Source organism: Pantoea deleyi (assembly GCF_022647325.1).
Taxonomy (GTDB): domain Bacteria; phylum Pseudomonadota; class Gammaproteobacteria; order Enterobacterales; family Enterobacteriaceae; genus Pantoea; species Pantoea deleyi.
The window spans coordinates 2,239,296-2,258,824 of the sequence record NZ_CP071405.1; the positions used below are offsets into that span (position 1 = coordinate 2,239,296).

General features: G+C 58.5%; 16 protein-coding genes. 8 read left to right on the forward strand and 8 right to left on the reverse strand.

Annotation, left to right across the window (positions count from 1 at the left end; genetic code table 11):
• Positions 1–886: 886 nt before the first annotated feature.
• Entirely contained in the window at positions 887–1,960 is a 1,074-nt protein-coding gene (locus J1C59_RS10540) for a porin (RefSeq protein WP_111142053.1), read from the forward strand.
• 49 nt (positions 1,961–2,009) lie between these two features.
• Here the strand turns inward: J1C59_RS10540 and J1C59_RS10545 are convergent, their stop codons facing one another.
• Positions 2,010–3,581, reverse strand: coding sequence for a putative bifunctional diguanylate cyclase/phosphodiesterase (locus tag J1C59_RS10545; RefSeq protein WP_140917066.1), 1,572 nt, complete (start codon positions 3,579–3,581; stop codon positions 2,010–2,012).
• A gap of 657 nt (positions 3,582–4,238) precedes the next feature.
• Between J1C59_RS10545 and J1C59_RS10550 the strand changes: the two genes are divergently transcribed.
• Entirely contained in the window at positions 4,239–4,721 is a 483-nt protein-coding gene (locus tag J1C59_RS10550) for a MarR family winged helix-turn-helix transcriptional regulator (RefSeq protein ID WP_140917067.1), read from the forward strand.
• A gap of 100 nt (positions 4,722–4,821) precedes the next feature.
• Positions 4,822–5,022, forward strand: a complete 201-nt coding sequence (locus J1C59_RS10555; protein WP_208721862.1) for a hypothetical protein — start codon at positions 4,822–4,824, stop codon at positions 5,020–5,022.
• Between the two features lie 132 nt (positions 5,023–5,154).
• Here the strand turns inward: J1C59_RS10555 and J1C59_RS10560 are convergent, their stop codons facing one another.
• The 7 genes from J1C59_RS10560 to J1C59_RS10590 form a co-directional block, all read right to left on the reverse strand.
• Positions 5,155–6,588, reverse strand: a complete 1,434-nt coding sequence (locus tag J1C59_RS10560) for a YchO/YchP family invasin (RefSeq protein ID WP_128086031.1) — start codon at positions 6,586–6,588, stop codon at positions 5,155–5,157.
• A 174-nt stretch (positions 6,589–6,762) separates the two neighbouring features.
• A complete protein-coding gene (locus J1C59_RS10565; RefSeq protein ID WP_128086019.1) occupies positions 6,763–7,560 on the reverse strand; it encodes an SDR family oxidoreductase in 798 nt (265 codons plus the stop codon).
• An 11-nt stretch (positions 7,561–7,571) separates the two neighbouring features.
• The gene (locus tag J1C59_RS10570; protein WP_128086020.1) at positions 7,572–8,639 is read right to left on the reverse strand and encodes an ABC transporter permease; all 1,068 of its coding nucleotides are present in this window, start codon (positions 8,637–8,639) and stop codon (positions 7,572–7,574) included.
• Between the two features lie 163 nt (positions 8,640–8,802).
• On the reverse strand, positions 8,803–10,335 hold the full coding sequence (locus tag J1C59_RS10575; RefSeq protein WP_128086021.1) for a sugar ABC transporter ATP-binding protein: 1,533 nt from the start codon (positions 10,333–10,335) through the stop codon (positions 8,803–8,805).
• Positions 10,336–10,345: 10 nt separating this feature from the next.
• Positions 10,346–10,957, reverse strand: coding sequence for a DUF2291 family protein (locus J1C59_RS10580; protein ID WP_128086022.1), 612 nt, complete (start codon positions 10,955–10,957; stop codon positions 10,346–10,348).
• 45 nt (positions 10,958–11,002) lie between these two features.
• Positions 11,003–11,938, reverse strand: coding sequence for a D-ribose ABC transporter substrate-binding protein (locus J1C59_RS10585; protein ID WP_128086023.1), 936 nt, complete (start codon positions 11,936–11,938; stop codon positions 11,003–11,005).
• A gap of 55 nt (positions 11,939–11,993) precedes the next feature.
• Entirely contained in the window at positions 11,994–12,791 is a 798-nt protein-coding gene (locus tag J1C59_RS10590) for a GolD/DthD family dehydrogenase (protein ID WP_128086024.1), read from the reverse strand.
• Positions 12,792–13,143: 352 nt separating this feature from the next.
• Between J1C59_RS10590 and J1C59_RS10595 the strand changes: the two genes are divergently transcribed.
• The 5 genes from J1C59_RS10595 (at position 13,144) to tagF (ending at position 19,501) form a co-directional block, all read left to right on the forward strand.
• Positions 13,144–13,956 carry a DeoR/GlpR family DNA-binding transcription regulator gene (locus tag J1C59_RS10595; RefSeq protein WP_111140236.1) on the forward strand — a complete coding sequence of 271 codons (813 nt, stop codon included), beginning with the start codon at positions 13,144–13,146 and terminating at the stop codon, positions 13,954–13,956.
• Positions 13,957–14,879: 923 nt separating this feature from the next.
• The gene (locus J1C59_RS10600) at positions 14,880–15,371 is read left to right on the forward strand and encodes an SH3 domain-containing protein (protein ID WP_199560011.1); all 492 of its coding nucleotides are present in this window, start codon (positions 14,880–14,882) and stop codon (positions 15,369–15,371) included.
• 85 nt (positions 15,372–15,456) lie between these two features.
• A complete protein-coding gene (gene icmH / locus J1C59_RS10605) occupies positions 15,457–16,674 on the forward strand; it encodes a type IVB secretion system protein IcmH/DotU (RefSeq protein WP_128086025.1) in 1,218 nt (405 codons plus the stop codon).
• Positions 16,675–18,795: a type VI secretion system membrane subunit TssM gene (gene tssM, locus J1C59_RS10610; protein ID WP_128086026.1), complete on the forward strand. Its 2,121-nt coding sequence runs from the start codon at positions 16,675–16,677 to the stop codon at positions 18,793–18,795.
• 7 nt (positions 18,796–18,802) lie between these two features.
• Complete coding sequence (gene tagF / locus J1C59_RS10615) at positions 18,803–19,501, forward strand: type VI secretion system-associated protein TagF (protein WP_128086027.1); 699 nt, start codon at positions 18,803–18,805, stop codon at positions 19,499–19,501.
• Positions 19,502–19,529: the final 28 nt, after the last annotated feature.

Sequence of the window (19,529 nt, forward strand, 5' to 3'; positions counted from 1 at the left end):
GTTTTAAAATTGTTAAGGGATGTTGTAATGCTGTCCTACTGTAATTTGCACTTACCGTGCCAGCCAGAGAATTTGTGCATAAATCAAGAGGGATAACGTAATATCAATGAGTTACGCAGCGCCGTTATTCACTTAATTTGCATATATAGTGAATAATTGTCTTATCGCAGCGCCACGGCCGGTTTTTAAATAGCGGAATTATGCAAATACCGGATGAAATATCGCTTTTGTGATCGCTGATAAACTATCTCTCCAAAAAAACCCATTTTGCGCCCTGTTCTGGCGCGCTCTGCCTCGTAACGGTGCAGAAGCGATTGCACCCGCTGAGCAGACCGATCTCCATGATCCGGTGAGATTTAACAAAGCATTTTCATTTATTGCGGCACGCGTTGTTTAATTAAGAGACACTTTATGGCGTTTTTTTAAACAACGGCAGATTATTCCACCCGGATGAATGCGGACTATTTCCAGCGTGATTATTCTGACAGGAAGCGTTATTTAAAAATTGATGAACAGAAATTAATATGCAGGCTAATGGTTAGAGCTTAAGCCATAAATTTTTATTCCCCTGCCATAAATTAAATTTAATCAGGCTGGTGAATTCAGTGGTTTAAAAACAGACAATCCAGATTAACCTCCATTCCGTAAAATAATTTAACCAATTGAATTTAAATAACTATTTATTAGTAAACTAAAAAAACCAGTCAGAAGAAAATCTTATTACCTTTGCAGGCCATCGGCTTTATCTCGTCATTATCTGTACAGTGAATATAGACATCACATTTTGTTACGTATATTGCGCTTTGTAATTTTCCGGTTTTATGGCACTTTCGTTGCGCCCCTTTCAGGGGATAATAATAATGAATCAGGACAGGGTAATAATAAAATGATGAAGCGCACTTTACTGGCGGCTGTGATGCCGTTACTGCTCGGTCTCGCCTCCGCCCAGGCGGCAGAGATTTATAACAAGGATGGCAATAAGCTGGATCTGGTTGGCAAGATCAACGTCTCCCATCTCTTTTCTGACGATGTGAAAAATGACGGTGATACCTCTTCCTATTCCCGCCTGGGTTTCAAAGGTGAAACTAAAATCAACGATCAGCTGACCGGCTATGGCTTCTGGCAGTATCAGTACAGCCTCCGCAACTCCGAAGGCAGTGACGCGCAGACCGGCAACCGTACCCGTCTGGGCTATGCGGGCCTGAAGTTTGGCGAAGCGGGTTCACTGGACTACGGTCGCAACTACGGCCTGGTCTATGACGTGCTGAGCTACACCGATATGCTGCCATTCTTCGGCGGCGACTCCGGCTATACCGATGCCTTCCTCTCTGGCCGCTCGACCGGTGTACTGACCTGGCGTAACAGCGACTTCTTTGGTCTGGTGCAGGGCTTAAATCTGGCCGCGCAGTATCAGGGCAAAAACGATCGCAGCAGCAACACGGATGGTGTCCGTCGCTCCAACGGCGACGGCTTCGCCCTCTCCGCCTCTTACGACTTCGATTTCGGCCTGAGTTTTGCCGGCGCGTTCGCCAGCCTGGATCGCACCACCACGCAGAACACGGCCGCACGCGGTGAAGGCGAAAAAGCGCAGCACTGGGCGACCTCGGTGAAATATGATGCAAACCAGGTTTATCTGGCGGCGATGTACGGGGAAACCCTGAACGCCACGCCGATCACCGGCGGCTTCGCGAATAAAGCGCAGAACGTTGAAGCGGTAGCGCAGTATCAGTTCCTGAACGGTTTCCGTCCTTCGGTGGGCTACGTCTCGTCGAAAGGCAAAGAGATCGAGAATATCGGCGATGCTGACATCGTTAAATACACTGCGGTCGGCGCAACCTACTACTTCAACAAGAACATGTCGGTGTATGGTGAATACCGTATCAACCTGCTGAAAGAGAAAAACCCGCTCGGTCTGGCAACCGACGACATCACCGCGCTGGGCCTGATTTACCAGTTCTGATGTGAAACGGGGAGCCGGTTCGGATTACCGGGCCGGCCTGATGCAGGGTTCAGGCCGCAGGCGGCCTTTCGCCCGGTGACCTGACTAAGCTCACGGCCACCGACTCCTGCATCAGTTCCTCCATATTCGCGGAGGCCAGCAGCGTGGTGGCCTGCCCGGCAGGAACCGGACGACTGAAGAGATAGCCCTGACCGTAATCGCAGCCGCGCTTTCTCAGCCACCGCAGCGTGGCCACATCCTCAATTCCCTCAGCCGTGATCACCACATTCAGCCCCTGACAGAGCATCAGCAGCATCTCAACCACTTTTCGCTGCTCCACCCCGTTCACGATGCCCGCGACGAACGACTGGTCAATCTTGATCTTGGTGATGCCCAGCCCCAGCAGTGCGGAGAGATTCGAATAGCCCGTGCCGAAATCATCCAGCACCACCCCGATACCGTCACTCCTCAGCAGATGAATCGCCTGACGCGCATCGTCGGAGATGGCCATAACGTTCTGCTCGGTGATCTCCAGTTCGAGCATGACCGGCCCGGCGTGCTGCATGATGCGGGCAAGGCAGGTCGTCAGTGCCGGTCTCAGCAGCTGCTCCGGCGTGATGTTCAGCGACAGGCAGAGCCCGGCGGGCCAGGCTCGGGTCGCACTGACCGCATCCTGTAGCAGCGCCACGGTCAGGCTGTCCATCAGCCCCAGCCGCTCAACCACCGGCAGAAACTCCGCGGGAGAGACCGACTGGCCCGATGCGGTGATCCAGCGCGCCAGGATCTCGAAACCGGTGATGTTGCCGGTACGCAGCGACACCAGCGGCTGCAGAAAGGGAACGATGGCGTGACCGCTGACGGCGGCCACCACCTCCTGCTCCATCCTCTCCCGCTGGCGAAAGCGCTGCTCCATATCCGGCGAGAACTGCGCCAGATGCCGGGGCTTGTTACGCTTGGCTTCGTGCAGTGCCAGATCGGCCGCCCGGACCACATCGGCCTGAGCGGTGCAGGCTGAGCTGGCAATCCCCGCCGAGAGGCTGAGGCAGCTGTGCGGACCGGTGCGGATGGCGCTCGCGCGCTGGCAGAGCGTTTCGGCGGCCGCTGAGGCCTGTTCCGGCGTGGAATGGGCGGTAACGAGGGCAAACTCATCGCCACCGATGCGAAAAACCTCGCTCGCCGTGCCAGCGAAAACGGTCAGCAGACTGGCCAGCGCGATCAGCGTGGAATCGCCCTGCAGATGGCCGTTCAGATCGTTGATATTCTTAAAGTCATTGATGTCGAGCAGCGTCAGGGTATAGGGCGTACCGCCTGCGTCGAGCGCGGCGAGATGCGCACTGAACGATCGGCGGTTCATCACCCCCGTCAGGGCATCGGTGCCAGCCAGCCTGAGCGCGTTTTTTTTCGCGTTCAGCGTTTTGCGGATCAGACTGGCGATCAGCAGCGCCGGAATAATCATCGCCAGGAGGGCAAACATGGAAGAGGTCAGGATAAACCGCAGTCGCTCGCTGGTTTCAAAATTTGAGTCGTAGCCCAGGCCCAGCAGCCTGCAAAGCCACCCTTCAAGTCCGAACTCCCACAGCGTGGAGAGTAAAATAATGGTCGCAATATTCAGCACTGCGAGCCAGAAAAGTTTCAGGCGCATGCGTTCGTTCCCGGTGTAGAAAAGTGTCAGAATTCTGTTTTGATGATCAGTAAAACCGGGGTGTCTTTTTTTTATCGCGTGTCTGCTCAGTGGCCGACGATGATCACCCCTCCACGCACGCTGCGGTCATAAATCATGCGTTCTTACCCGTCCCGATGCGGCGCGCGTCATGCCGCTGTCAGCCGCTGACGGGTTACCGCATTCATCACGATGAATGTTCTATCGGCAGCGGCGGCCGGATTAACAGGTCCGTCTGATGAAATTTGTGCAGTGCGGCGGCTTTTCAGCGCGGAGGACGGCAATCGCTGTTGTCGGGCAGCGGCGATCCGCTAAAAGCAGCCCCGCATCACCGGCTGGGTAAAAGGCTGAAAACTGACGGAAAACCGAAGCGGCAATGCGGCCTGTACAGGCGGTGCGTGCGGGGTTGCCGCGGGTCAGGTTGACTTCAATTTAATTTGACTCAATACTGTCTGCTCTTTCTGCCGGGTTCACAGCTAAGGGCTTTCCCTTCCGCCGCGCTAGCGCCTGAAAGCCTTGTGTCTTATCTCTGTAAAGAGACACTGTTACCCTCATCCCGGCCCGGGAAATGCATACGACTTTACGGCCGAAAATGTCCGTCGTCTGGCTGTTCTGCCCCTGACTCAGTTGAGTAATGATATGAATAATGAAACCGTGGGGATCTCTGAGACGCCTTCCGCCGTTGCGGCACCGGAAACCATTGACCAGTTTCTCTGCTTTGCCCTCTATTCCGCCTCACACGCGATGACAAAACTCTATCAGTCACGGCTGAAGCCCCTGGGACTGACCTATCCGCAGTATCTGGTGCTGCTGGTGCTGTGGGAGAAAGATCGCCTGACGGTATCAGAGATCGGCGCCCGCGTCCGGCTCGACTCCGGCACGCTCAGTCAGCTGCTGAGACGGCTGGAGAGCGCCGGTATCCTCTGCCGCCAGCGCGACACCGGCAAGGATGAGCGCCGGGTGATCATCTCGCTGACGGATCAGGGCCACCAGCTCAAAGTCGCGGCGGCGGGTGTCCCGGCAGATATGGTCTCTGTCATGGACACCGCCTGCACTGAACTGGGTGAGCTGACGGCCCGGGTCGCTGTGCTGCGCGAAAAACTGCTCAGGGCGTTGCCATGAGCCTGGCGGATGACCTGACCGGACGGATCAGCCGGGCGAAAGCGCCTGAGGCGGATCTGATCAGAGGCTGTTCAGCGGAACCGTTGCCCAGGAGTTTCTTTTGAGTACCCATAAACCGGAAGATATGGATGATGTTCACGCCGTGGTTGGCCACGCCGTCTCCAGCCTGCTGCGGTCAGGCCAGACGGCAGGCATACAGGATATCATCACCTTTCTGAGAAATAAGGAAGCGCAGTCCGTCAATGGCCAGAGGGAGCTTTACGCCCGAGCCATTCACATTGTGAAAAGCCTGGTCAACTGACCCCGGCAGGCGGGCGGCCGTCGCGCGCCTGCTGAGTCGCCTGACGGGCCCCCTCCGGCGCGGTTACGCACTTCCGCACCGCCCCTTCTGCACCCCGCCCTGATTCTGTGCCTCTCCACGCTGTGCCCGCGGCTACAGGGCGGCGCCGGTGGGGGCCATCAGATCAAAACGATCGTTCTGCGGCGACGCATCCATCGCCATCGGTGGCTCCACCTTCAGCGTAATCCAGTTTGAGGTCACCCGCTGCTGCCTGCTGTCCTCCAGCGTCACCGACAGGCGATATTCGTTGCTGGCGTCCGGCGACGGATCCCACTGCGGCAGGATCACGCTCCAGCCCTGCGGATCGGTGTTATTGGCCGGTGGCGTCAGGCTCAGCGCCTGGGTGTCGCCCTGCCAGCTGACGGCTTTGATGGCGTTGCTGGCGCGCACCTGCAGCTTCAGCGGCAGGCTCTCGCCGCTGCTTAACTGCCAGGGCGGCGTCGCCAGGAAGACCGACAGGGTTTTGCGCTGGCGGAAGGCGAGCACCGGCGTCGTGTTGCGGGTAACGGTATCGTAGCGGCTGCCGCGCAGGGAGTGCGCTTCGGCGACGTTTGCGGCGTCGAGCTGACGGCTCAGCGCCACGCCAAACCGGTAGTTAAGTTTCAGCCCCAGCTGATCCTGGCTTTCACCGGCGCTGCTGGTTTTGTGGGTCGCCGAGAGCGTCACCAGCGGCACCGGCGTGTATGAGAGGCCGAACGACATGGCGGAAGGGTTGTGATAGCGGTTGCCGCTGTTAAACAGATCGACGTTCTCACCGAGGTACTGCTGATAGCTGACCGACACGCCCAGCTGACGATAGAAAGGCAGATAGCTCTGGCTGGTGATGTCATAGCCGCGCGCCATGCGCTGCTGCTGTGAGCTGCTGAGGTTTTTCCAGCCGGAAAGCGGCTGATAGTAGTTAGCCGAAAACCGCATCGCATCGCTCCAGGCCTCCGTGCCCACCGAAGCCCGCTGCAGACCACTGCTGAAAATCCGATCGACAAACCCGTTGTAGCCCAGCAGCCAGTTGCCGGCTTCCCAGCGCTGCCCCAGCCCCGCACTGCCGACCAGCCCGTTCTCCGTATCGTGCAGCCCCAGCTGGGAGAAGGTGAGCAGGCTGTTCTCATCGGCCAGGGCGCTGAAGAGATCCCCGCCGGTGCCGGTGAAATTTCCGTCCATGTCCACATTCAGATCCAGCTGCGCCGTGCCGTACGGGGAAAGCAGCGACTGCCCTTCGCTCTCGATGCGCCCGGCCACCTCATCGCGCAGATGATTAAACGCCCAGACCCCCGCCTGCTGGCCAAACGTCACATTGCTGTCGCTGTTGTTACTCGCCTCTCCGATGCTTTTGGCCACGGCGGCCAGCTTTTTGCTCCACTCTTCATCCTGATCGCTTACGCTGCCCAGCGTCGGTAGCGACGCACTGTAGCGTGCAGGATCATCGAAGGGCGTCTCTGACACCCGCGTTTCAGTCTGTATCGCTCTGACGCTCTGCGTGGCAGTCAGCGACAGCGCAATAAAAGCGTAAACCCCTGTTTTCCGTATCATGTCACCCGGCACATTGATCTGTTCGTAGCTGCGATAAAAAGTCAAAAACACTGACCATTACCTTAACATATTGTGACGGTGATGCAGGACAGGCGCGCCATTTTGTGCATATACCAGAAAAGTCTGGCAAAAAAAAAGCCTGCCCGCGGGCAGGCCTGCTGTGGATACGGCGGATCAGGAGAAGATTAACCCGCCATCCACGTTGATCGTCTGGCCGGTAATGTAGCGCGCGTCGTCAGAGGCCAGAAACGCGACCAGCCCGGCGACATCCTCCGGCTGACCGGCCCGTTTCAGCGGGATGTTCTTGACCCACTCCGCCATCAGTTCCCCTTTGCCATAGGTTTTCTCCTCGCTGCTGAGGATTTCGCCCCAGACGCGATCGTTGTAGTCCCACATCTCACTTTCAATGATGCCCGGACAGAAGGCATTGACCGTGATGTTCCACGGTGCCAGCTCCAGCGCCAGACTCTGGGTAATGCCGATCACCCCCATTTTGCTGGCGGCGTAGTGCGGCGTGTAGATAAAGCCCTGCCGCCCCTGACCGGAGGAGGTGTTAATCAGGCTGCCGCTGCGCTGCTGCACCATATACTTCGCCGCTTCACGGCAGCAGAGCCAGACGCCGGTGGTATTGACCGCCAGGATGCGCTCAAAATCGCTTTTCGGCATCGTGTCAAAGCGGTCGATGGTGATCACGCCAGCATTCTGTATCGACACGTCGATCCGGCCAAAGCGTGCAAAGGCCTGCTGATAGAGCTGCTGCACGGCGCTTTCGTCGGTGACATCGACCTGCAGGGCCAGTATCTCACTGCCATACGCCTGCCGGAGGTGATCGGCGGTGCTGAAGACCCGATCATCATTTGAAACCATCACCAGCTTTGCTCCGTCGCGGGCAAAGCGCGCCGCAATGCCGGCACCGATGCCCCGGCAGGCGCCGGTGATCACGACGGTTTTTTCAGGTTGTTCGTGGCTCATCATCGCTCCTGTTAACTGTGACGGACATCAGTGAGGGGAACCGCCTGCTGCTTTTTTTCATGGCGACGCAACAGCACCACTTTGCTTTGCAGCCGCTGCTGGAACTGGTCGATCACCACCGCCGTCACGATCACCAGACCTTTGATTACCATCTGCCAGAAATCGCTGACGCCCATCATCACCATGCCATCCGCCAGGAAGACGATAACGAACGCGCCGATGATCGAGCCGGAGACCCGGCCGCGGCCGCCCGCCAGCGCCGTGCCCCCCAGAACGGTGGCACCGATGGCGTCCATCTCAAACATGTTGCCGGTCATCGGGTGCGCGGTCTGAAGCTGAGAGGCCACCACCAGCCCGACCAGGCCAGCGCAGAGGCCGGAGAAGGCGTAAACAAAGATCTTCACCTTGATAATCGGCACGCCCGCCAGCCGCGCGGCGGACTCGTTGCCGCCGATGGCGTAGATATAGCGTCCCAGCGGGGTTTTGCGCGTCAGATAGAGACCAAGCAGCAGGAAGCCGAGCATCAGCCAGATCGGCAGGTAGACGCCCAGCACGGTGCCACTACCCAGCACCGAAAAACCGGTGTTGCCCAGCGCCGGCAGCCCGACCAGGTTGGCGTAGGTGCCGCCGTCGTTGAACAGCAGCGCCGCGCCGCGCGCCACATACATCATGCCCAGCGTACAGATAAAGGGGGCCACGCCCAGCCGGGTGATCACGGTGCCGTTAATCAGTCCCACCAGCACGCCAAAGATCGCCACCACCAGAATCACTTCGGGCACGTTGAGGAACAGTGTGTTGCCGCCCCAGAGCGGAATGCCGTTAGTCAGCAGCGCACCCGCGACCATGCCGCAGATACCGGCGACTGCGCCGACCGAAAGATCGATGCCGCCGGTCAGGATCACCAGCGTCATCCCAATCGCCAGCAGGCCGGTGATCGCCACATGCTGCGTCATAATCAGCAGGTTCGACGGCGTCAGAAAGTTCGGCACCATCACGCTGAAAAAGCCGACCACAATCAGCAACGCAATGAAGGTGCGCGCCTTGAGCAGATACATATAGAGCAGATATTGTTGATTCATGACATTCTCCGGCCAGCGTAGCGCCTGGCCCACCAGGCATAATGGTTGCAGACAGTCCGGGCAGGAACCGCGCACCGCACCCCGACGTACCGGCAGTACGTGAGGCGGGTGAGCACGGCCCTGCTGCAGACTGACAAATGAAACAGCCTCATGAGACAGGCTCTCAATCCTGCGGGGTTGATGCGGCGATCAGGTGTTCCCGCGTCACCGCCGCGCGGGGCAGATCGGCCGTAATCCGGCCATCCGCCATGACCAGAATGCGGTCCGCCAGCGCCATCACCTCATCCAGCTCGGAGGAGGAGAACATCACTGCCAGCCCCTGCTGCGCCAGATTCCCGATCAGGTGATAGACATCCGTTTTCGCGCCGACATCGATGCCGCGCGTCGGCTCATCCAGCAGAACCACCTGCGGCCCGGTCATCAGCGCCTTACCCAGCACCACCTTCTGCTGATTACCGCCGCTCAGCGACGTCACGGGCAGTTCGGGATCGCTGACCTTGATCGCCAGGTGACCAATCATTTCGCTGACCCGCTGCTGCTCCCGCCCCGGATGCAGTCGCCCCAGCGCCCGGCGAAACCCGCGCAGGCTGAAGTCGGAAAGCGTCATGTTGGCGGTGATCGACATCAGCTCAATCACCCCTTCGCCCTTGCGATCTTCAGGCACCAGCGCAAGCCCGCTTTTCAGGCGCTGCTGGAAATTACGTTTTGCCAGGTTGCTGCCCGCCAGCCGGACCTGCCCCGACTGACAGGGCATTAGCCCAATCAGCCCCTTGAACAGCTCGGTGCGTCCGGCCCCCAGCAGGCCATAGATGCCGATCACCTCACCTTTCCGCAGCGTGAAGGTGACATCGTTGAGTTTGTAGCCCCCGTTCTGGTGCAGCGCGGTGAGGCCCTCGACCTCCAGCACCGTTTCGCCCTGCGGCGCAGGCTGATAGTCGAACTGCTTTTTCTTGTCGCCCACCATCTGGGCGATGATCCACGGCACGCTGGCGTCGCGCACTTCGCGCTCGCTGATAAAGCGGCCGTCGCGAAAAATGGTGATGTGATCGCCAATCTCCATCAGCTCTTCCAGCCGGTGCGAGATGTAGATAATGGTGACCCCGCGCCGTTTCAGCTGGTCGATGACGCTGAACAGCACTTTGACTTCTGACTGACTCAGCGCGCTGGTGGGCTCATCCATAATCAGCACCCGCGTATCCTTCGACAGCGCCCGGGCGATCTCCACCAGTTGCTGATGACCGATACCCAGCTCGCCCAGCGGCGCATAGGGATCGACGTCCAGCTGCAGCCGCTCCAGCAGCGACTTCGCCAGCGCGTACTGATACTTTTCATTGATCACGCCGCGCTGAAAGAATTCGTTGGCGATAAAAATGTTGTCCATGACGTTCATGTTGGGAAACAGGTTCAGCTCCTGAAAAATAATGCTGATCCCATGCTTCTCGGCCTGATGGGTGGTGTTCAGCGACACCACCCTGCCATCCAGCAGGATCTCGCCGGACGAGGGTGTTTCCACCCCCGCCAGCATTTTCATCATGGTGGATTTCCCCGCGCCGTTCTCCCCGATCAGGACATTCACTTTGTTGCGGTAGACCCGGTAATTGACCTGATCCAGCGCCGTGACGCCGGGATAGAGACGCGACACGTTGCGCGTTTCGATGATCACATCACCGGATTGCTGCGGTTGAGAATTCTGCATCTGCCGCTCCTTATTGCCGGGTAATCGCGGCCGGGGTGATATCCGGCAGCTGCTGCGGAATGTCCCAGCTGCTGAACACGCCCGTGACCTTTACCTTATCGCCCACTTTTGGCGCGAACTGCTTCATCAGGCTGGAGGCGTGCTGGTTGATGGCTTTGCCATAATCACCAAACATGACCTGATCGTTGAAGTCCTGATAGCTCGCGCCCCGGTAGGCATCCCGCAGCGCGGTGCCACGAATGATCGGCCCGGTCTGAATAGTGACACTGTCACCTGATTCATCCTTCACGGTCATCTTTCCGCTGCGCGACGTGGTGTTGAGAGCCGTCACGTCGCCCTGCACTGAGACGCTGAACACGCAGGGATTTTCCGCCTGGCTGCGGTAGCCATACTGCTGACAGGCGGCGTCAAAATCTTTGGCAGACTTCAGCGACGTCATCAGCGTCGCCAGCGGCCGGGCTTCCGCCTGAATCTGCGGCACCAGCTTCTGTTGCCAGAGCTGGTCGATGTTAGCCATTTTCGGATTGGGGGGATTTTTCAGGTCGGCCAGCTCCTGCTGCGATACAATTTTGCAGCCGCTCAACAGCATGACCACCAGCGACAGCCAGACTCTTCGGGACATCTTCTTCTCCCTGGCGCCCGCTTACGCAGGCGCGACAGCGGTTAATTACGACTTATAGTTAAAGTCCTGTACGCCTTTGGCGTTTTCCGGGGTAATCAGAATGCCGCGGAACATCACACGCTGTTTTTCCGGCTTCACGCCCTTCTGAATGAAGTTATCGAGATCGGTCACCCCTTCGGCGGCAATCGCCTGCGCCTGCAACATGACCGTGGCTTTCAGCGTGCCCGCTTTAACCGCATCGCGCTCATCGTTGCTGCCATCAATGCCTACCACGATAACGTCATTGCGGCCGGCGGCTTTCAGCGCCGCAATCGCGCCCAGCGCTACCGGGCCATTGCCGCAGATTACCCCTTTCACGTCCGGATGCGCCTGCAGGATGCTGTCCATGATGCGCTTGCCGTCAATCAGGGTGCCTTTAGCATCCTGACGCGCTACGCTCTGCATGTCAGGGTACTGATCCAGTACCTGGTGGAACGATTTCGAACGGGTCACACAGTTGTTGTCCGCAAGGTTACAGGCGAGTTCGGCGTATTTGCCCTTTTCGCCCATCTTCTCCACAAAGACGTTGGCCACATCGGAGCCTGCCTGGAAGTTGTTGTGGGTGATCTGCGCCAGCGCCACATCATCCACCGGGATTTCGCGGTTTATCAGCACCACCGGAATCCCGGCATCTTTCGCCTTCTTAATCGCCGCGACGCTGGCGGTGGAGTCGGCGTTGTCCAGCACGATACCCTGCACTTTCTTACCGATAGCCGCGTCGATCAGTTCACTCTGTTTCTTTACATCTTCACCGTGCGACAGCACCGTGGTTTTGTAGCCCAGCTCCTGCGCTTTGAGATTGGCGCCTTTGGCTTCAGAGGCGTAGTAGGGATTATCAAGGGAGTTAACCAGAATCATAATGGTGCCCTTTTTAGCGGCAAACGCCGCCTGAGACAGCAGACAGGCAGCCACGGCACTACACAGCAGGGTACGGTTTTTCATGATGTTCTCTCTTATCGTTATGGCAGGGTATCGGGTCCCGGGTGTTGAGTCGGCCTTACCAGATGGTAAAGCCACCGTCGATCATTAAATCCGCGCCGGTGATCATGTCGCTGCCGTTGCTGGCGAAAAACAGTACGGCGGCAGCGATCTCATCGGTGTAGGCAAAGCGACCCAGCGGGATCAGTTTTTTCATCTGCTCCCCCTTCTCGCCGCGCCAGGCCTTCTCGCCCATCGGTGTCAGTACGACGGTAGGCGACAGGGTATTCACGTTGATCCGGTGCGGCGCAAACTCTTTGGCCATCACTTTGGTCATGCCCAGCAGGCCCGCCTTGGCAGAGGTGTAAGCGACGTGGTTATCAATTGCGATAGAGGCCGCCTGCGAGGCGATATTGATGATTTTGCCGCCCGCGCCTGCCCGGATCATCAGCCGCGCCGCCGCCTGCGAACAGAGGAACGGGCCGGTGAGATTCACCGCAATCTGCTTCTGCCATTCGGCGAAGTCAGTCTCTACGACCGGCTGCAGCATCACGTAGCCGGCACAGTTCACCAGTATGTCGATCCGGCCATAGTGGGAAATCACCGCCTCGAATGCCGCCTCCACTGACGCGGGATCGGTGACGTCGCAGCAGATAAACTGCACCTGTCCGGCGTCGAATTCCGTCTGCAGGCTGGCGACCTTCTCCGCCTCAAACGGCGGATAGAGCAGTGCCAGACGCGCGCCCTTCTCCAGCAACATCCCATTCGTCGCCATGGCGATGCCGCCCAGCCCGCCGGTCACGACCGCCACTTTGTCGGCCAGATTCATTGCGGTATCCACGCCGTAGCGCAGGTTTACGTCATATTCACCACTCATCCCACTCTCTCCCTCAGATTTTTGCTGCCGCCAGTGATTCAATCATTTTCGAACAAAAATATATGCTATCGAAAAGAAACGTTGTGTGGGGCAGATCAAATTTCGACCATCTGCTTTCCTGCCCGGCTTATCTGGTTGAAAAGACGTGATCTGGCTTCCAGTAAGCAAATAAAGTCTGCCGCCTGCAATCAGAAAAGCGTGAGAGATTCAATAGCCTGACTGTTTTTTATTTTCGTTCGAAAATGAAAGCCCTCTCCGGCCATCTCGCATTCGCAAAAACGGCGCGTTAAACTCAGCTCCGTAGAGGTTATTTGCCCGACCCGACAGATGATTGGAAAAGGGAGCATTTCGATTGAAAAGCAAAAGTGAGCAGTTCGCTGATATGCAGCAACGCCGCGAGAAAATCCTGGAGATGATCCGTGAAGATGGCACGGTGACGGTCAAAGCGCTGACGGAAACCTTCGGGCTGACCGAAGCGACGTTACGCACTGACCTGCGTATGCTGCAAAAACAGGGCTTTGTGCAGCGCTACCACGGTGGTGCAACGCTGATGACGGGTAAGCAGAACACCGGCGCGATGCTGCTGGAGCGGCAGACGCATCTGGAAGAGAAAGAGGCGATTGGCCGACTGGCGGCGCAGCATATCGAAAATGGTGATACGGTGATTTTTGATTCCGGCACCACCACCACGGCGATCACGGATGCCATCAGCCATATCCGCCGCCTCTCTGTGGTCACGACGGCGGTCAATATCGCCCTGAAACTGGGCGGCGAGCCGGGGATCAATATCCTGCTGACCGGCGGCACCTTTAAATTCCCGACGCTTTCCACCTCCGGTGAAAAAGCCGCCAGCTTCTTCGAAAATGTGCTGGCCGAAAAACTCTTTCTGGCCACGGCCTGCATCTCACCGCGCCTGGGGCTGAGCTTTCCGAGTGAAACCGACATCAAGGTTAAACTGGCGATGATCAACTCCGCCAGCACGGTTTATGTGGTCGCGGACTCCAGCAAAATCGACAAGGTTTCCATGTTTGCGATGCCGTGTGACTGGAGCAACATCCACTACCTGATCACCGACAGCGGCATCAGTGCCGCACAGGTAAAAGCGTTTGAAGCACTGGGCGTGAAGGTGCTGGTGGCACCTCTGCCGCTGAAGCGGGCAATGTAGTAACCGGCGATCGGGGCGGAAGCGAAAACCGCACGCTCCCAGAGCCGCAACCGGCAAAACTCCGCATCGCCGCCACGCGGGCAGGAAAGACCCGCCTGAAGAGCACAGCGTGCAAGCCAGGGATGACGAGCCCGATCCGCAGAGAGGCGGGACTCCTTGCGATCAGGCGGGTCTTTCCGGCACGACGCACCGCGCTTTCCGCGCTTTCCGCGCTCACCGCTCACTTACCCGCACGCCCCTAAACCCACAACCGGCTAAACTCCGCACCGCCGCCGAGCGGGCAGGAAAGGCCCGCCTGAAGAGCAAAGCGTGCGAGCCAGGGATGGCGAGCCCGATCCGCAGGGAGGCGGGACTCCTTTGCGATCGGGCGGGTCTTTCCGGCACGACGCACCGCGCTTTCCACGCACTTAACCGCGCTTCCCGCCCGCGCCTCAGCCATCCACCTCACCCCGCCATTAAAACGCCGTTAAAGCAAAAGACGTGCCGTTATCTGGAAAACAGGGGGCCAGAACAGGCGCGTAAATTCTGATTTTTATGAGATTCATAACTCAAATCGATAAAATTTTTCACCAGAAAGTTATTAGAAAATCTTAATAGTTTCCAATTGAATCCATTGCATGTCAGAATGCATAACACTGTTGAGAACAAGTTTGTCCCTGCGATCATTCAGTTCGCTTTAACTATCGCATTCGCTGGCGCTTTTCTTACCCCGAAACCCGCCGCCAAAGTGCCCGCTATCACGCATTCACAACAGGTGCAATGGTTTGAATTCTCAAAAGTCTTAGGTAGACTAATCGCGTTACTATCCTGATGTAATCTGACCTTTTTCTTTTACAGAATTTCGGCACGATGCGGCGCGATAAACAGCGTCTCCTGCATCGGGCCTGGCAATATGCAGATACTTTGATGAGATCACGAGGAACATGGTGAAAAAGAGTCTTGCGTTAACGCTGCTGGCGGTGCTTACCCTGGCAGGCTGTAAGGCCCCGCCGCCGCCCGTTACAGATGATACGCTGGTCACCAGCGAAATTAACGGCGTCAAACTGGTCCATCGACACGCTGTCGCGGCACCGACGGAATTCGAACCGGTCAACCAGACCTGGCGCGCACTCTATGGCGCCTCCGTCATGACCTCGCCTGACTACGGCGGCAAAGTCGTCCGCTATCTCGAAACGGGTAAACCTTTTGAAGTATTAGGTAACGTCGAACACAACTGGCTGGCGATTGCTGACCAGGCCGATGGCCCGTTGATTGGTTATGTTCCGTTAAAAGCGGGCGTGGAAAGCAGCCGCTACGATGCCACCCTGCAGAGCGATCGCCCCCGACCGCGCAAAGCGAAACAAGTCTGTGTCGCCGTGGGCGGCGCCAGCAAAGCCTGTCGGACGAACGATACCGCGACCTGGATCTTAGACTGATTATGAAATCCGGCGCATATTGCCCGCAGCACTGTCCCGGTCTGCGGGTACAGGGATTTGCCATTGGCTGGAAGATCACGAATTAATGACTGTGGAATCTCCGGCGCGTGAAGCGCCTCCCTCAGGCAATGAGAATCTCTTACTGCAGGCTGCCGCGCCACTGCTGAACGCGGTGGTGCAGATTCGTCAGGCAGCCACGCATGACGACCCTGCAGGGCTGCGCCAGTCGCTGATTGATGAAATCCGCCAGTTTGAACAACGCTGCAAACAGGCCGGGCTGCCGTTTGAAATGATTATCGGCGCACGTTACTGCATCTGTAGCGCGCTGGATGAAGCGGCGGCACAAACCCCCTGGGGCACGCGTGGCGTCTGGTCAGGCAACGGCATGCTGGTCACCTTTCACAACGAAAGCTGGGGCGGCGAAAAATTCTTCCAGCTGCTCTCACGCATTTCACAAAGCCCGCAACAGCACCTCTGGCTGCTGGAGGTGGTGCAGTACTGCCTGCTGCTGGGCTATGAAGGCCGTTATCGTGGCAGTGAAAATGGCCGCATCCAGTGCGAAGGCATCCGCAAACGCCTTAAAACCCTGATCGATGAGACACGCGCCCAGCGCCAGACGCCACAGCCGCCGCTGGTGGAGGTACATCCGCTGGTCAGCACCCTCGCCCGCCCGATGGTGCCGCTGTGGGCCTGTGCCATGCTGGTTGCGCTGATCGGCTGCCTGATTTACAGCGGCCTCAACTGGCGGCTCGGCAACGCAGCCGAACCGCTGCTGCGCACGCTCTATCAGATGCCGCTGCCGCAGATCACCGCTGGCCGCCGTCCCTCTTCTCCGCAGGCGCTGCTCGACCTGCGCCAGCGCCTGAACGACGTCATTGCCGCCGGACAGCTCGAAGTCAGCGATGGCGCCTTCGGCAGCAAAGTGATCATCCCGGCCGACAAACTCTTTGCCGAACAGGGCACGGTCATCAATCCGGTGGGCCGCGCGCTTATCGCCCGCGTCTCCGCCGCGATGAAAGATGTCAAAGGCACCATTCTGGTCTCGGTCTTCACGGACGATCACCCGGTGGATAACAGCCGCTTTGCCTCCAGCTACGAATTCTCCTTTGCCCGCGCCCGCGCCATCACCCAGTTGCTCCAGCTGCAACTGGCTGACGGCCATACGGTGCGATCCGAAGGCCGTGGCGACAGCGATCCGCTCCTGCCCAACGACAGCAGCGAAAACCGTACCCGCAACCGCCGCGTTGAGATCACCCTGTTTGCCGCGCCTGAAACGCTCAGTAATCATCAAGGAGCACAATAAATGCGCGCTTCCCTTCGCCTGCTGCTGACACATCGCCTGCTGTGGAGCTTTATTGGCGTCACGGCGCTGAGCTGCCTGGTCTGGATGCTCGGGCCATTCTGGTCATGGGGCGAATCGCGCCCGCTGGAGTCGGTACTGCCGCGCCAGCTCACCGTCGGCGCACTCTACTTTCTCTGGATCCTGTTCCAGCTGATTCCGTCACTTTATCGCGCCTGGTTCAACAGCCGCCTGCTGACGCAGCTTGAGGTCAGCGGCAATGACGACCCGGCAGAACGTCAGATCACGGCAGAGCGGCTCAATCAGCGCTTCAGCGAAGCGGTGTTGCAGCTCAAACGGACCCAGTTTGGCCGTCGGCACAGCGGCAGCCTCCTCTCACGCGTTAACGCCAGCTACCTCTATCAGCTGCCCTGGTATCTGGTCATGGGCGCGCCGGGTGCCGGTAAAACGACCGCCCTGTTTAACGCCGGTCTCGACTTCCCGCTGACCGACACGCTGGGGAAAACCGCCGTTCGTGGCGTCGGCGGCACCCGCAACTGCGACTGGTGGTTTACGGACAGCGCGGTGCTGATCGATACCGCCGGTCGCTATGCGCTGCAGGAGAGCCAGCGCGTGCGCGATGCGGCGGAGTGGCACACCTTCATCAACCTGCTTAAACGCTACCGCACCCGCCAGCCGATCAACGGCGTCATCATGACCATCAGCGTGGCCGACCTGCTGAGTGACTCGGCCGAGGCGCGCTTCGCCCAGGCCAGCGCGCTGCGTGAACGCATGGCGGAACTCCATCAGCAGACCGGCATCCACTTCCCGGTGTATGTGATGGTGACCAAAACCGACCTGCTCAAAGGCTTTATGAGCTACTTCGGCGCGATTGATAAGGCGCGGCGTGACGCAATCTGGGGCTTCACCTTCAACCGGGAACCGGCGAAGCCGCACAAAGATGACTGGCATCGCCACTTTGGTCAGCAGTTCCAGCGGCTGGAACAGCAGCTGCAGGAGCAACTGGCGGAGCAGATGACGCAGGAGCGCGACCTCAACGAGCGCGCCGAGTGCTTCCTCTTCCCGCAGGAGTTCGCCTCGCTGCGTCCGCTGCTGAACGAATACCTGGATATCGTCTTCTCCGATCATCAGGATGCCGTCGCCTGGAGCCCGCGTGGCCTCTTCTTCACCAGCGGCACCCAGGAAGGTCTGCCGTTTGATCGGGTCATGGGTGAACTGAGCCGCAAGCTGCAACTCCGCCAGGCGGGCGAACACTCAATCGCCGCCTGGGACAGCGTAAACCGCAACAGCCCCATCCCCGGCAACAAGGGTCAGAGCTTCTTTATCCGCGATCTGCTGAGCAACCTGATATTCAGGGAGAGCGGCCTGGCGGGCAGCAACCGTCGCTGGGAGTACCGTAACCAGCTCTTCCACTGGATAGGCTATGGCGTGCTGGCCGGGGCGCTGCTGATCGCCTCCGGCCTCTGGAGCCTCAGCTACTATCAGAACCAGCACTATCTGCAGCAGGTCGCCGCGCGCATACCGGCTATCCGCACGCAGAGTCAGCAGGTGATTCATCAGCCTGCTGATAATATTTTTGATCTGCTACCCTTTCTGAATAACCTGGTGAAGCTGCCGCTGTCGGAACGTTTTTCTCTCGATAATCCGCCGCTTACTATGCGGGCTGGCTTATATCGCGGCAGCCAGGTCAGCGATGCTGCCTGGGTGCTTTATCAAAATGCGCTTAAGTCTCTGCTGCTGCCGCGGGTTGCTCAGCAGATTACAAACATCCTGCGCAACGATCCGGGCGATGATAATGCCTACAGCCGCAATGCGCTGCGCGCTTATCAGATGCTCTATCAGCCGCGAAATTATGATGGCGAATTTTTGCGGGCCTGGCTGCTGCAGAATCTGCAGCGAAGCCTGCCCGACTCGGTCAGCGCCCGCGATCTGCAACAGCTCGACTGGCATCTCAGCCAGCTGCTGGATCAGCAGATACAGTCGTCGCCTTATGCGCGGGATAATGCCCTGATGATGCGCAAGCTGGCTGAGAATCTGAACATCGCGGGTCAGTCCGGCGCGGTGCTGGCCGTGACGCCAGCCCATACGGCGGCGCAGCCGACCCCGCATAGCGAGTCATGGTGAGGTGAATATGGCGGCTTACACGGCCCCCGGCTGGTATGGCAAGCTGCCGTCGACCGGTGACTTTCTGCATCGCCGGCTGAGCGAACAGCAGATCGGCCCGTGGAACCACTGGTTCCAGCAGGGATTGATGCACTGGCATCAGCAGGCCTGGTCCTTCAGCGCGAACTTTCTTCACGCGCCGGTGTGGAACTTTGTTCTGCCGGTGACCGCGACCCGGCCGCAGATACAGATGGGCTGCCTGCTGCCCTCGTGCGACCGCGTGGGCCGCGCCTGGCCGCTGCTGGCCCTGCACAGTTTTTCGCTGGCGCAGTGGCATCCTGCTCAGCTGACCATCTCCGGCGACTGGTTTCAGGATCTGGGTGCGACGCTGTTGCAGGCGGTGCAGACGCCGCTGAACGGTGAGCAGCTGGAACAGCAGATCCAGGCCCTGCCGCCGCTGATGGTGCCCGCACGCAAGCCGTCCGAGATCATGGATGTGATTGGTTTTCAGGATCTGCCCTGTACGCTGAGCTGGCGTGAAGTGGCTGAACGTTTCGATCCACAGCAGCATATGAGCTACTGGTGGAGTAACCGCAGTGATGGCTTTGTCCATGCGACCCACAAGCATAGCGGCAACCTCACGGCGCAACTGTTTTCGTTACTGTTTAACCCGGCTGCGGGTTCACAGCCGGGGCGTAATGGCCTCTATCCTCCGATGTTCGAGTGAGGCCGGATGCGTTTGCCGTCTAATCTGG

What these genes read in the sequence shown, in the direction of transcription:
- icmH (WP_128086025.1), top strand. Translation starts at nt 15,457, where the DNA reads ATGACTGTGGAATCTCCGGCGCGTGAAGCGCCTCCCTCAGGCAATGAG.
- J1C59_RS10550 (WP_140917067.1), top strand. Translation starts at nt 4,239, where the DNA reads ATGAATAATGAAACCGTGGGGATCTCTGAGACGCCTTCCGCCGTTGCG.
- tagF (WP_128086027.1), top strand. Translation starts at nt 18,803, where the DNA reads ATGGCGGCTTACACGGCCCCCGGCTGGTATGGCAAGCTGCCGTCGACC.
- J1C59_RS10565 (WP_128086019.1), bottom strand. Translation starts at nt 7,560, where the DNA reads ATGAGCCACGAACAACCTGAAAAAACCGTCGTGATCACCGGCGCCTGC.
- J1C59_RS10580 (WP_128086022.1), bottom strand. Translation starts at nt 10,957, where the DNA reads ATGTCCCGAAGAGTCTGGCTGTCGCTGGTGGTCATGCTGTTGAGCGGC.
- J1C59_RS10545 (WP_140917066.1), bottom strand. Translation starts at nt 3,581, where the DNA reads ATGCGCCTGAAACTTTTCTGGCTCGCAGTGCTGAATATTGCGACCATT.
- J1C59_RS10560 (WP_128086031.1), bottom strand. Translation starts at nt 6,588, where the DNA reads ATGATACGGAAAACAGGGGTTTACGCTTTTATTGCGCTGTCGCTGACT.
- J1C59_RS10570 (WP_128086020.1), bottom strand. Translation starts at nt 8,639, where the DNA reads ATGAATCAACAATATCTGCTCTATATGTATCTGCTCAAGGCGCGCACC.
- J1C59_RS10540 (WP_111142053.1), top strand. Translation starts at nt 887, where the DNA reads ATGATGAAGCGCACTTTACTGGCGGCTGTGATGCCGTTACTGCTCGGT.
- J1C59_RS10600 (WP_199560011.1), top strand. Translation starts at nt 14,880, where the DNA reads ATGGTGAAAAAGAGTCTTGCGTTAACGCTGCTGGCGGTGCTTACCCTG.
- J1C59_RS10575 (WP_128086021.1), bottom strand. Translation starts at nt 10,335, where the DNA reads ATGCAGAATTCTCAACCGCAGCAATCCGGTGATGTGATCATCGAAACG.
- J1C59_RS10585 (WP_128086023.1), bottom strand. Translation starts at nt 11,938, where the DNA reads ATGAAAAACCGTACCCTGCTGTGTAGTGCCGTGGCTGCCTGTCTGCTG.
- tssM (WP_128086026.1), top strand. Translation starts at nt 16,675, where the DNA reads ATGCGCGCTTCCCTTCGCCTGCTGCTGACACATCGCCTGCTGTGGAGC.
- J1C59_RS10590 (WP_128086024.1), bottom strand. Translation starts at nt 12,791, where the DNA reads ATGAGTGGTGAATATGACGTAAACCTGCGCTACGGCGTGGATACCGCA.